General features: G+C 59.0%; 12 protein-coding genes. 3 read left to right on the plus strand and 9 right to left on the minus strand.

The features are described 5' to 3' along the window. Positions 1-1,089: 1,089 nt before the first annotated feature. The 4 genes from AB1E33_RS08795 to parA form a co-directional block, all read right to left on the minus strand. Positions 1,090-1,401: a DUF5665 domain-containing protein gene (locus tag AB1E33_RS08795; protein WP_372576887.1), complete on the minus strand. Its 312-nt coding sequence runs from the start codon at positions 1,399-1,401 to the stop codon at positions 1,090-1,092. A gap of 70 nt (positions 1,402-1,471) precedes the next feature. Continuing rightward, on the minus strand, positions 1,472-1,879 hold the full coding sequence (locus tag AB1E33_RS08800) for a universal stress protein (protein WP_372576888.1): 408 nt from the start codon (positions 1,877-1,879) through the stop codon (positions 1,472-1,474). 70 nt (positions 1,880-1,949) lie between these two features. Next, complete coding sequence (locus tag AB1E33_RS08805) at positions 1,950-2,270, minus strand: antibiotic biosynthesis monooxygenase family protein (RefSeq protein WP_372576889.1); 321 nt, start codon at positions 2,268-2,270, stop codon at positions 1,950-1,952. Between the two features lie 29 nt (positions 2,271-2,299). After that, the gene (gene parA / locus AB1E33_RS08810) at positions 2,300-2,932 is read right to left on the minus strand and encodes a ParA family partition ATPase (protein WP_372576890.1); all 633 of its coding nucleotides are present in this window, start codon (positions 2,930-2,932) and stop codon (positions 2,300-2,302) included. On the opposite strand from parA, the gene AB1E33_RS08815 reads away from it, so the two are divergent. Continuing rightward, the gene (locus tag AB1E33_RS08815) at positions 2,924-3,742 is read left to right on the plus strand and encodes a hypothetical protein (RefSeq protein WP_372576891.1); all 819 of its coding nucleotides are present in this window, start codon (positions 2,924-2,926) and stop codon (positions 3,740-3,742) included. The genes parA and AB1E33_RS08815 overlap by 9 nt on opposite strands. Before the next feature lie 42 nt (positions 3,743-3,784). Here AB1E33_RS08815 and AB1E33_RS08820 read toward each other — a convergent pair whose 3' ends face one another. The 3 genes from AB1E33_RS08820 to AB1E33_RS08830 form a co-directional block, all read right to left on the minus strand. After that, positions 3,785-6,079 carry a right-handed parallel beta-helix repeat-containing protein gene (locus tag AB1E33_RS08820; RefSeq protein WP_372576892.1) on the minus strand — a complete coding sequence of 765 codons (2,295 nt, stop codon included), beginning with the start codon at positions 6,077-6,079 and terminating at the stop codon, positions 3,785-3,787. Between the two features lie 125 nt (positions 6,080-6,204). After that, positions 6,205-6,606, minus strand: a complete 402-nt coding sequence (locus tag AB1E33_RS08825) for a DUF4864 domain-containing protein (RefSeq protein WP_372576893.1) — start codon at positions 6,604-6,606, stop codon at positions 6,205-6,207. Positions 6,607-6,663: 57 nt separating this feature from the next. After that, positions 6,664-8,238 (minus strand): lysine--tRNA ligase, encoded by a 1,575-nt coding sequence (locus tag AB1E33_RS08830; RefSeq protein WP_372576894.1) that lies wholly within the window; start codon positions 8,236-8,238, stop codon positions 6,664-6,666. Between the two features lie 273 nt (positions 8,239-8,511). On the opposite strand from AB1E33_RS08830, the gene AB1E33_RS08835 reads away from it, so the two are divergent. Beyond that, the gene (locus AB1E33_RS08835; RefSeq protein ID WP_372576895.1) at positions 8,512-8,934 is read left to right on the plus strand and encodes a tellurite resistance TerB family protein; all 423 of its coding nucleotides are present in this window, start codon (positions 8,512-8,514) and stop codon (positions 8,932-8,934) included. Positions 8,935-8,937: 3 nt separating this feature from the next. Here AB1E33_RS08835 and dacB read toward each other — a convergent pair whose 3' ends face one another. Then, complete coding sequence (gene dacB, locus AB1E33_RS08840) at positions 8,938-10,413, minus strand: D-alanyl-D-alanine carboxypeptidase/D-alanyl-D-alanine endopeptidase (protein WP_372576896.1); 1,476 nt, start codon at positions 10,411-10,413, stop codon at positions 8,938-8,940. A gap of 92 nt (positions 10,414-10,505) precedes the next feature. Continuing rightward, a complete protein-coding gene (locus tag AB1E33_RS08845; protein WP_372576897.1) occupies positions 10,506-11,120 on the minus strand; it encodes a nicotinate-nucleotide adenylyltransferase in 615 nt (204 codons plus the stop codon). A gap of 139 nt (positions 11,121-11,259) precedes the next feature. Here AB1E33_RS08845 and ettA point away from each other — a divergent pair, with 139 nt between their 5' ends. Beyond that, positions 11,260-12,915, plus strand: a complete 1,656-nt coding sequence (gene ettA / locus AB1E33_RS08850; RefSeq protein ID WP_372576898.1) for an energy-dependent translational throttle protein EttA — start codon at positions 11,260-11,262, stop codon at positions 12,913-12,915. Positions 12,916-13,236: the final 321 nt, after the last annotated feature.

A 13,236-nucleotide genomic window follows, 5' to 3' on the forward strand; every position in this document is an offset into this window, starting at 1 on the left:
CACTCCATAATCGGCATAATCACCAACACCACAAGTGGCGCAAACAACCATACCTAAGAGCGTGATATACAGACGTCCATCCGTCGAAACGAACCAAACCGCCCACATATCTCTTCAGTAAACCAAATTGTCAAACAACACTGCAACGCAAAACCCGAAACAGCCGCGCGGCGCCAAATCCTCGGCGCGCCCCTCTGCCTCGCTCTCATGATGCCACCGTCTCTCCGGTGTGTCGTTGTCAGCCCCTCGTCGGCGCCGGTGAAGGGGTATTTACGGTCTGACCCCAAACACCGCAAGCCCAAAATACAAAAAAATCAAAAAATACACCCAAAACACATAATACCTTAACAAATTCAATCAACTAACCAACAAAACAACAACAAAAAATACCCAAAAACTAACCAAAATCAAACATCAAACACGACAAACAGAATGCATAGGCCAAGAATCTCAGAAAAGGAGTCGCAAACATCGCAAGCCCCTCACCAGTTCTGCCCTCGGACGAAATAGGCTGCCCCCTCTCGATGGAGATCCGCCAACCACTGGGCGGACGCCACGAACCCAAGCGGCAGTGATGCGTAAGACTTTGGAGGAAGGATGGATCGCCAATGCTTTCGGGCGATACCAAATACGCAGATCCGGCGGTCTGCGATGGGACGGCGTTTCGGCAACCGCGAAACTGCCAATGCCCCGCCGCGCTGCGCGCTATCGGAGATTGGCGATCGGGAACATGTTGGCCGTTTCCCGAAACGCGTTATTGCAGCCGCTGCCGCGTCGGCGTGTCCTGGCGGCTGTTCTGCTGGTCCACGCGATGCTGCATGTCAAAGCAGCGAAGCAAAAAATGCCAGGTCCGGCCAAAAAATGTGGCCGGGTCGTCCCGCGTACAGAAATGCGAACTCCGTCGACCCGGGGCGGGCGAGCGTTTTGTGGAATGCATGGCTGGGCCCCCTCACTGTAAAATTGAAACAAATAACAGGGGCAGGATATACAGAGCGATGAAAAGCCGTCTGTGAACTGGAACACAGTTCACCTAAATCTTAATGATTGTCGCCCATTTCTTAACAATTGGGCAGGCCGGTGAAAAAAAGTTCAGTCGGCTGCGGGCGCGCTGTTTGTGCCGTCCGAGGCGGCCTCGCCATTCGGCACCTTGATCTCTGCGGCGATCTCCTTGGCCCAATCCCCGATCACCGGTACGAAGTCAATCTGGCTGAGAACATAAACCACGACCGAGACCAGGATCGATGCTCCGATCACCGTACCTAGGCCAACCGCCATCCCGCGCAGCAGCGCCTGGAACAACAACCGTCCAAGCGAGTTCTGGACCTGTACGAAACGATGCGCGTTGAAACGGGCAATCTCATCGCGCAGCGCGCGCAGTTCCTGTTCGACGCCATCGGCCATGCGCGCCCTCCTGTTCGGCTGCCTGCTATGCGCTCAATCTGTCGCCAAACGGACAAGTGCGCAATCGCTATCAGCGCACCACATGCACGGCACAACGCGCATGGCGCACGATCTTGGCCGCGGTCGAGCCCAGCAGCAGATCCTGAAGCTCGGGCCGGTGCGAGGCGATAATGATCAGATCGGGGTGGTGTTCGTCTGCCCAGTCCAGAATCGACCGGCCCGCATGGCCTTCGATCAGCACGCCGCTGGCGTTGGGCAGTTCAGCCGCCTTGGCGTCAAGATCGGCTTTCAGCCCATTGTGCATTTCGGTCAAGTAATCCGGGGGGATATAGCTGATCGCATAGGCCGGGATATGTTCTACCACATGCAGTAATGTGATCCGGGCATCGGGTGTCGCCAGCAATTGCGCCAGCTTGAGCGAACCGGACACATCGCGCTCCGCCTCGAACGCGATCGGGACGAGAATGTTGTTATACATGACGGGCTCTCCTTTTTGGTCCGCATCATGTTTGAGCATTCCCGCGCCCGCAGCCTTGACTCACATCAGATCAGCCGAAGGTTTCTGCCACGTCATACATCACCGGCTCGAAACTTTTGCAGAGCTGGTGGATAACGCGATTTCGGTCGCGCATCTCGGGTGTGCGCAGCATGGCAAGGAAATCCTCACGCTTTTCCCATTGCGAGTAATTGGCGATCCGGGTCTGCGCATCATTCACATGCAGGCCTGCCGCAACAAAGCCGGGTTGCTTCGAGATGAATTCGGCATAAGCCTCAGTCAGCGCCTCAAGCAGGTCCTGGCAGGTGCCAGGTGTCATTTCAAAGGTCGTGATGACGGTCTGGACCGTCGCGGATTTTGAGATTGATGGCATTGGGCCCTCCCTAGCTGTCTTTCAGACTATCACAGCTTTTCCAGCCTGCGCTCAATTTCTTGCATCAAACCAGTGACTTCCTGATGCGCGGGTCCCTTCGGCGCTTCAAACACAGTGCTGCCCTTACCCAGAGTTTCGGCATAAACCACCCGGTTGGCCAGCGCTTCATCGGCAACATCCGCTGCCAGTTCACCGGCCTTTTCGGTCACATCGGCGCCCAGCCGCGTGCCCGGGCGGGCGCGGGTCATCACCATCATCGCGGGTTTTCCTTCGCGATCGGCCAGATCGAGGATGGTTTCGACAGTCCACAGATCCAGATGCGAGGTCGCCACTGGCACCAGAACCAGATCGCAGGCGCGCAGGGCCGGGCGCAGATCGCTATCAGCCTTGGGCGGCGTGTCGATAATTACAATGTCGTGGGAATCGGCCAGTTTGCGCACCTCATAGGTGACGCCCCAGGCAGAGGCGGTCGAAAACTTCACGCCCGGGTCTTCGCAATGTTCCACGCGGGTCATGAACCAGCGCCCGGCAGATCCTTGCGGGTCGGTATCCATCAGCGCCACGGACTTGCCTGCGCGAGCAAAAGCGACAGCAAGGTTGACGGCCATGGTGGTCTTGCCCGAGCCACCTTTTTGCTGCGCGATTGTGATGACGTGGCCCATGCGCCCTCTCGTTTTGTGCTGTGGGCCAGCTTAGCGATCAGCCGATGCAGGGCAATGCCGAAAACGCTACGAATATTAGGCACCTTCGCCGATGATAACCTCTCGTTAACCAAGGTTTACGAAGTTTCTCGTCAGATGGTGCTGACGGTCCGATCCCTGCTGATTTCGCTGATGGCCCTGGGTGGTGCAACACCAGGGAGTGCCGGCGCGTGGCTACAGGAAAAGGGCAGCGGCTTTCTGTCCGTGACGACGACAGGATACCGGCCTGGTGAAGCGGTAGAATATCGCAGCGCGATCTATGCCGAATACGGGCTGCTGAACCGTCTGACACTGGGCCTCGATATCAACGACCGGGCTGCAAACAGCGGTCACGCCTTCGCGTTCGCCCGCCTGCCACTCTCGCCCCCGGGCTGGCGCAACCGGTTCGCGATCGAGCTCGGCACCGGCGCGCATCACACCCTGGGGCAGACGGCAGCAATGCACAAGATCACGCTCAGCTATGGCCGCAATGTCGTCACCGGTCTGGGGCCGGGATGGATCGCCGCAGATGCCGCGTTGGAATACCGGACCGGTATCGACGAGCAGATTCGCAAATTCGACTTTACTTTGGGGATGTCGGCAGACCGTTTTGTGAACCCGCTGCTGCAAATCGAAACCGCCCATGTCCGGGACGATGTGCTTTATTGGACCGTCACACCTGCCTTGCTTCTTCGCGGCAAAAAGGGGATGCGCTGGCTGATCGGGGTCGAGCGCCGCTCTGCGCATCCCGACGGGTTCGGGCTCAAGTTCGGCTTTTGGCGGGATTTCTGAGCGTTCGGGCGGCACTATGGCAGCGCCGCCTGAGCCCCACACTCACTTATCCTTGTCGATACGTACCAGGACATCGGTGGTGCCGCGCACGGCGGTCTCCCACACCACGTCCACCTTGTCCCGGTCCGAGCCGCGCTCCAGCAGCACATACGGCATCCCGTGGTTCACCGACCCGGCCCAGTTGATCACCGCGCCGATCGGAACGACCGCATCGACGGCGCGTGCCCTTGCCCCGAATGGCAGCTTTTCACCAGGGTCGACGGTCCAGGTCTTGGCATCGCTCGACTGGGTGTGCCGCACCCGGATCGGGTTGGCCACCTGATGTTCGATCGCGTGAAAGGAATTGCTGTTGAACTGGACATCCTTAAACCGGCCATAGTCAAATCCGGCAAAGCTGGTATCGACCCGTTCGACCCGATCAATCGCCCCGTTGGTGCTGCGGAACTTGTTGCCGGTGACGGTTACCCCGTTCAGGAAGTGGCCGACACCGTGCGGTTTGACCACGATATAGCTGAACCAGGGCGCCACATCGCTCGACAGGAACACGTTGTCCGTGATGCTCAGCGCGCTGAACGAAAACTCAGAATTGTAGTCCGGCGTCGCATCCCGCTCGTTGGTCCACTCGATAAAGCAGTTATCGACGTAGTTTCCGACGATGCTGGTGCTGACATAGGTATTCGCAAGCACCAGGCCAGCGGTGCGGGTACTGTTCTGGGCCCCATCACCCTGAAAGAAGTGATTTCCCAACACGATGTGGTTCGAGCCCCCGAGAAGCGCGAAATGTCGAAACCGCGTGGCGCGGTTGTTGCGGAGCTTGACGTCATTGGCATTGACATTCAGTGCGATTGATTTTCGACCCGCCACGTTCAGCGCATCTTCCGATGACAGGAACTGACATTGGTCGATCAGCATGCCCTGACACCCACCCCCGATCGAAGTGATGCCGCGGTCCTTGGGTCGCGATATGAAGGAATCGCTGACATTGAAGACGATGCCACTGGTTGCCAGCCTGATCGCGCTGCACCTGCTATTGCATTGAAATTCGATCCCCTGCATGCCGAATTTCGACAGCTGGCTGAAGCCGCTGAAGTCTAGCAGGTATTTGAACGCCTTGAAGGTAAATTTCTGAGTGCCCGCCGCATCATAAAGCGGCGCATTCAGCGTGATCTCGCCCGCGCCCACATTCTTCGACCGCACATAAACCTCGCGGCCAACGCCGTTTCCGGTGACCAACGCCCCGACTGGGATATTTGCGATATTGGCGACATTTCGCAGCTTGCGACTGTCAGTTGACGGATCATAGGTGCATTGCGATACAAAGGTCTGGGTATCCCAGGCCGAACTGGGCTGGGCATCGAACTGCCCGTTCCGAATGACCCGCCGCGTGGCATAGCTGCTTCGGTTCGGCACTGCCCCTTGCATGTCGATCGGACCGGTGACCGAAACCTTGCGCCCGCCCATGTCCAGAGATTCGTGATCGGCATTGTTCAGCAACGCCTGAAACGCCTTGCGAAACGCCAATTCTTCATTGCCGAAGGCCGCGATGTAACTCGGCAGATCGAAGTTCTTGGTCAGAACCAGTGTCTGCGCGGTCGGCATTGTCACCGTTCCCGCGAACTCAACCTCCGAAGACAGCGCCAACGAATCTGCAAGATGATAAACGCCCTCGGGCACCAATATCCGCCGTCCATCCGCCGCCGCATCCGCTGCCGCAAAAGCCGCTGTGTTGTTCGTGATCCCGTCATCTATTGCACCAAAATCACGGACATCAACGATGTTAATCATGTCGCGCAAAAAGAAGCTGGTGACATCTTCGATCTCGATATCATCAATCCGGACAATCCCGCCATTGGCCCCTTCTAGATTGATCCCGAAATGTCCGAAAATGGCGTCACTTCCCCAAGGCAGATCGACGCCGTCACGACGCCCGGTACCAACAATCGCCGAGACCTCGACAACCTCGCCATAACTTGTCAGCGCTACTGCGGGTCCTCTGGTGGGAACACCTGTTACCTGCGCCTCACCCGCGCCACCGGCCCAACCAGCAATACGCACAATGGGCAAGGCTCCCGAGATCGCTTTCACCCGTGCACGGACGCGCAGATAGCAACCCGGAAGCAAGGGTGTCTGCCCCATATAGCGTAGCTTCTGTGTGGCCGTGGTCTTCTGCATCTCCAGACAGCCGCCAAAATCCGCGTCCGCGGGAACAAAGGCCGCATTTGGCGCATTCGCATATGTCCCTGAACCTGGCCTGCCATCCCCGCTCGACCAGACATTCAGCCCGGCGCCGAATGCCGGAGGCATGAATACGATCCCGTCTGTGATTGCCTTGTTCATCCCGATCCCTTTCCCAAACACGCCTACGCGCACAGCAAAACCAATCCGGGGCGCAGCCCGGTTGCTCTAAGGGATAGTCAGGATCGGTCAAACTCGCCTTAGCGTACCGTCACGGTGGTGTTGCATCAAACCACGGAACCAGGCGCGTCGAGGATCTGCACGCCGTTGATCTTCCAGTCGTTTTCAAGGTCGATCATCTGATAGTCCAGCACATGCACTTGACCCGCCTCGTCGGTGATCATCACTTTCTGCCATAGCTGCCCCGCGACTTCGCGCAGTTCAAGGAATCGTATTTCCGCAGGCCGCCAGACCATCGGATAGCCGTTCCGCACCATCGCGCCAAAATTCTCCGGTGTGCCGAACAGGCGCTGGATCGAGGGGCTGGCAAAGGTGAAGGCCGTGGTGAAATCATCCGCTTTGAAGGCGTCTATCTGCCCCCGGATGTTGGCTTCGATCTCGTTGCTCTGCGCCTGTGTTGACAGTGACAGGCTCAGACCAAGGGCAAGGCAGAGTATCAAACGACGCATGGGCACCTCTCCGGTTCAGGTCAGAGAGGTAGCCCAGCATGCAAAAACGTCAAAGGATCAGAGCAATTCGCCTGCCAGCCCCTTGTCGATCAGCGCAATGGTTTCCTGCACCCCGTAAAGTGCGATGAACCCACCAAATCGTGGCCCCTGGCTTGCACCCAGCAGCACTTCATAGAGCGCGGTGAACCAGCTGCGAAGCGGGTCGAACCGGTCGCGCCCGACCGCGTAGACCACCGATTGCAGCGCCTCATCCTCGACTGGACCATCATAGGCTTCCAACTCGGCGCGCAGTACCTCAAGTGCCTCGCGCTCCTGATCCGTAGGTGCACGGAACGTCCGGGTTGGTTTCACGAAGTCGTTGAAATAGCGCACCGCAAACCCGGCCGCCTGATCCAGATCGGGATGGCTCTTGGGGCTGGCCTCCGGCGCATAACGGCGGATGAACCCCCAAAGGGCGTCCTTGTTCTCGGCCCCCGAAACAGAGGCGAGGTTCAGCAACATCCCGAAGGGTACGATCATCGTCGAGGCCGGCACATTATGACCGTGAATATGAAAAACCGGGTTGTTCAGCTTAGCCTTCAGGTCTTGGCCTGGGTAGGCGCGCAGCTGTTGGTGGTATTCATCCATCGCCTTGGGGATCACGTCAAAATACATCCGCTTGGCGGTCTTGGGCTTCTGATACATGAAATAGGACAGGCTCTCGGCGCTGGCATAGGTCAGCCATTCGTCGATCGACACGCCATTGCCCGACGATTTCGAGATCTTGTGCCCCTGATCATCCAGAAACAGCTCATAGGTGTAGTTCTCGGGTGCCTTGGTGCCGAGGATCTGACAGATGCGCCCGTAGATAGAGGCATTGGTCGAATGATCCTTACCGAACATCTCGAAATCGACGCCCAGCGCGGCCCAGCGCGCGCCGAAATCGGGCTTCCATTGCAGTTTCACATTGCCACCTGTGACAGGCAGCGTCCATTCGCGCCCGCCTTCGTCATCGAAGGTGATGGTGCCATCCTCGGCATTCAGCGACTTCATCGGCACATACAGAACTCGACCCGTCTCGGGATGGATCGGCAGAAAGATCGAATAGGTCTGCTGGCGTTCCTCGCGCAGGCTTTTCAGCATCACCGCCATGATCTCGTCATAGCGCTCGACGCAGCGCCGCAGCACCTCGTCGAACTGACCCGAGCCGTAGAAATCGGTCGAACTGATGAATTCATACTCGAATCCAAACGTGTCCAGAAACCGGCGCAGCATTGCGTTGTTGTGCTCGCCAAAACTGTCATGAGTGCCGAACGGGTCGGGCACCGAGGTCAGCGGCTTTTGCAATGCCTCCTGCATCAACTCCTGATTGGGCACGTTGCTTGGGACCTTGCGCAGCCCGTCCAGATCATCCGAAAAGCAGATCAATTTGGTCGGAATGTCGCTGATCACCTCGAAGGCCCGGCGTACCATCGTGGTCCGCGCCACTTCGCCAAAGGTCCCGATATGCGGCAGGCCAGACGGGCCATAACCGGTCTCGAACAGCACATAGCCCTTTTCAGGAAGAGATTTCTGATAGCGTTTGAGCACCCGGCGCGCCTCTTCGAAAGGCCAGGCCTTGGACGCAAGAGCGGTTTCACGCAGTTCAGACATATCAGTCTCCATCGGGGTTGGCCATTGAGGGCCACTGCGCCGAACTGCCCAATGCAACCGGCCCGGCATCTCCTATTGTGCGGATGCAGCATGAGTCAATCGCCTGTTACCGCGCAGACCGGCGGTACACAGAGCCAAACGCCGCTAATTCAATGCGAATAGCCCGGGACCCCGCCGAAACCAGACCAGGATAATTACGTCTGCGGCAGTTGAACCCGACCCCATCGCTTCGTATCCTGCGCAAGACATAACAACCCGGCAGGACACACCGAAATGACCCAACAAGCCCCCCACCCGATGACGCCCCAGGATTGCCTCGTGGCGATCATGGTGGCTGTGTCCGCGTCGGACGAGAACATCCGTACGGCGGAACTGGTCAAGATCCAGGCCGCCGTGAACATGCTGCCGGTCTTTGCCGACTATGACATCGACCGCATCAACTTCGTGTCGCAGACCGTGTTCGACCTGTTCGAGCAGGAAGACGGACTGGACGCGCTGTTTGGCCTGATCCGTGATAATTTGCCTGAACGGTTGAATGAAACCGCCTATGCGCTGGCCTGCGATGTGGCCGCCGCTGACGGGTCGCTGGCAGATACCGAACTGCGCCTGCTCGAGGAAATCCGCTACGAACTGAACGTCGAGCGCTTGCATGCCGCCGCGATCGAACGCGGTGCCCGCGCGCGCCACACGGTCTGAGCGTCAGCTACCGTAGAGCGCACCCCAACGCTCAATTAGCTTTTGCTGCAACCGGCGCGACCGTCGGTTCCATGCCCGCGCGCCCGGCGGCACTTCTCGGTCGGCGCGGGCGATCTTGCCGCGTTTTTCCATATCAGCGGTAAAGATGGCAAAGGCCAGATCGCGCCCGTCTGCGCCGGTGGCATAGCCGCCCAGCGCCGACACAAAATTGAGCGTGCCAGTCTTCGCCGCCACACGAATCGGATGCGCGCGGTTCTCGCGCCCTTCGGAATCGCGCATCGGGAACCGTTTCAGCAACGGCTGCAACTCATCGACCTTCTTCGCCGCAACAAGCGCCCGCACCAGATCCTCTGGCGCCATGCGCGAGCCATCGCCAAGACCAGAATGATCGACCAACAGCGTATTCTGCATCCCGTAGGTCTCTGCCGCCCAATCGCTCATGGACTTTGCCGATGCAGGTAGGGAGGCGGGACGCCCGAAAAGGGCGCTGGTTGCGCTCATCCCAACCATCTCGGCGGTCAGATTGTTTGAGTATTTCAGCATTCCGCGCAGGATATCGACCAGCGGCGCACTTTGGTGGCGCACTAGGATTGCACCCCCGGACCGGGCTTGAGTGACATTGACCTTGCCCAGCACTATACCATTCACCCGCGCCAGGGTTTGAAACACGTCGCCCGCGTAATGCGCCGGTTTGCGTACCGGCAGCCACCGCGCCCCGCCATTGCCAAGCGCCTGACTGGCGACCGTCCATTTGTCGAGCCGCGCGGCCTCGTCATAAGTATAGACGGGGACCCGCCGGTTCACGACCTGCATCCGGGCCATGCCGACCTGCGGTCTGTAATTCTTGGTCCGGGCATCCATGGTCACCGCATATCCCTTCACACCGCGCTTCCATTCGAAATGCACCCGGTTGTAGTTCAACGCGATCCCCGAAACCGCCGGGCTGTAGCCCAAATGGTCCGGCTGGTCGGGGTCGATGCTACGCGTGTGCGGTAGCGCGCCGTTATAAACCTTGAATATGCCGCGCACCTCGTGCAGGCCTGATTCCCGCAACTGCTTTGCCATCTGGGCCAGCGCTTCGGTATCCAGTGTCGGGTCGCATCCACCCGCAAGGATCAGGTTGCCATGCAGCACCCCGTTCTCGATCCGGCCATCCGCAATCAACCGCGTCTCATAGCGGTGGTCCGGCCCCAGCGCCGCCAGTGCATAAAGCGCAGTCAGCCCTTTTGCCACGCTGGCAGGCGGCAACCGCACCTCTCCCCCAACCGTTTCAAGTATCTCTCCAGTCGAGGCATCACCCACCGCATAGGCCACCTCACCGGACAGACCTGAGGAGGCGATGACCCGCTCGGCCGCACTGCGCTTGACCCGCGCTTGGGGTCGCAGAGAGGTCTGCGGCGCTGCAGCCAATGCTGGCCCGCCCAATGCCAAGGATGCCGCTCCGCCCAAGAAGGCGCGTCTGGAAACGTGAGATCTCATGCCGGTATAAAACCGATGCCTAAATCCTGGGGCAACCGGACAAATGCAGTTTTACACTTTTATGTTGCAACTTGACGCCGCTGCCGGCCAGATCAGCTCGCGCCTTTCGCGATCCACTCGCCATTGGCCCGCAGTCCGCTGGAACTCAGATCGATCATCGGTGCATTGACGAAACACCATGACGGGGCCTGTGCCTGACCCAACAGATGCCGCGCCTGCCCGTCCAGCCGCCACTTCCGGTAGATCCGCGCCGCAGGTGACATCCGCGCCGAAATCCGCTCGCCCGGGCGCGCGACCACCCCTACGGGTACGGACTCCATGATATAGCGCCAGTCTTGCCAATGATGGAACTGCGCCAGATTGTCAGCCCCCATCAGCCAGACAAAGCGCACCTGCGGATAGAGCGCCTGCAAGCGCCGAAGCGTTTCCGCCGTGGCCCGCGTCCCCAGCCGCGCCTCGATATCCGTCACATCGACCCGGGGGTGCCACATCATTGCCCGCGCCGCCACCATGCGCTTCGCCATCGGGGCCGGTCCGCGCTCCTTCAGTGGATTGCCCGGCGAGACCAGCCACCAAACCCGGTCCAGTCCAAAAGCCTTCATCGCCTCAAGCGTGACATGTACATGACCGCGATGCGGCGGGTCGAACGACCCTCCGAACAGCCCGACGATCTGCCTGGCCCCGACCTGTGGAAACGCGTGTTTCATGGTTTTTGCTCTGCCCAGAGTTTCCCGCCCATGTCAATCGGCAGCCCCGCTTGCCAATCACCATTCGCCAGCTTGCCCCGCCCGCGCGGCTTCGCTATCACACCGCCCAACCTGACTTCTCCGCCTCAAAGGACATCAAATGGCCGCCTATCAATATGTCTACCACATGCAGGGTGTTTCCAAGACCTACCCCGGTGGCAAGAAATGCTTTGAAAACATTCACCTGTCCTTCCTGCCCGGCGTTAAGATTGGCGTTGTCGGCGTCAACGGCGCGGGTAAGTCTACCTTGATGAAGATCATGGCGGGCCTCGACAAGGATTTCACCGGCGAGGCATGGGCCGCCGAAGGCGCCAAGGTCGGCTACCTCCCGCAGGAACCGCAACTGGATGAAAGCCTCAGCGTGCGAGAAAACGTCATGCTGGGCGTGAAACCCAAAAAAGACATCCTCGACCGCTATAACGAACTGGCGATGAACTACTCGGATGAAACCGCCGAGGAGATGGCAGAACTACAAGACAAGATCGACGCCGAAAACCTCTGGGATCTCGACAGTCAAATCGATGTCAGCATGGAGGCCCTGCGCTGCCCCCCCGACGACGCCAATATCGCCAACCTCTCGGGCGGTGAGAAACGCCGGGTCGCGCTGTGCAAACTGCTGCTGCAAGCCCCCGACATGCTGCTGCTTGATGAACCGACCAACCACTTGGACGCCGAAACCATCGCATGGCTGCAACAGCACCTGATCGACTACAAGGGCACCATCCTGATCGTCACCCATGACCGATATTTCCTGGACAGCATCACCGGCTGGATCCTCGAACTCGACCGCGGTCGCGGCATTCCCTACGAAGGCAACTATTCCGCCTGGCTGGAACAAAAGGCCAAACGGCTGGAGCAGGAAGCCCGCGAGGACAAGTCCAAGCAGAAAACCCTGCAACGTGAACTTGAATGGATGCGTCAGGGTCAAAAGGCCCGTCAGGCCAAATCCAAGGCGCGCATCAACGCCTATAACGATCTGGCAGGTCAGTCAGAACGTGAAAAACTCACCCGCGCCCAGATCGTCATCCCCAACGGCCAGCGCCTTGGCGGCAAGGTGATTGAGGTTGATGGCCTGTCCAAACACATGGGCGACAAGCAACTCATCGAAGGGCTCGACTTCGCCTTGCCCCCCGGCGGCATTGTTGGTGTGATCGGCCCCAATGGTGCGGGTAAATCGACGCTCTTCAAGATGCTCACCGGTCAGGAACAGCCCGACAGCGGCACCATCTCGCTGGGCGACACGGTGCAGCTGTCCTACGTGGATCAGTCCCGCGACGATCTGGCCGACAATGACACCGTGTGGGAGGCAATCACCGGCGGCGCCGAGATCATCCAACTGGGCGACGCGCAGGTCAATTCTCGCGCCTATTGCTCGTCCTTCAACTTCAAGGGCGGCGACCAGCAGAAAAAGGTCTCGCTGCTCTCGGGTGGTGAGCGCAACCGCGTCCACATGGCCCGCCTGCTGAAAGAGGGCGGCAACGTCCTGCTGCTCGACGAACCAACCAACGATCTCGACGTCGAAACCCTGCGCGCACTGGAAGACGCGCTGGTCGATTTCGCCGGCTGCGCCGTGGTCATCTCGCACGACCGCTTCTTCCTCGACCGCATCTGCACCCATATCCTCGCGTTCGAAGGCGACGCCCATGTGGAATGGTTCGAGGGCAATTTCGAGGATTACGAAGAGGACAAGAAACGCCGTCTGGGACCGGATGCACTGGAGCCCAAGCGGTTGAAACATAAGAAGTTTGTAAGGTGATGTATTGGATTGGACGATCGTTGCCACTGCGGCTGCTACCGGGTTGCTAACCGGTGCAGCCAGTTCGGTTCTAGCACCCTCGGCGAATTGGAAGGTTGAGGAAAGACGATTGCGATGGCAGGCCAAACTGGCCGCTGTCGAAAGCGCAAGAAAAGTCCTCGAGAATTGTTTATCCTACGCTTTCGCGGCAACTCCAGAGTATTCACGATTGCGTCCATATTTTAGTACAGATCTGCGTCGTACTCTTGAGACCGGTCGAACCTTAGTCGTTAGGTCTGGCGCAAGAAGGACGGACGGCTTGAAGCACTCGGTATTGGACGA

The sequence above is a fragment of the Ruegeria hyattellae genome (assembly GCF_041537925.1).
Classification (GTDB): Bacteria; Pseudomonadota; Alphaproteobacteria; order Rhodobacterales; family Rhodobacteraceae; genus Ruegeria_C.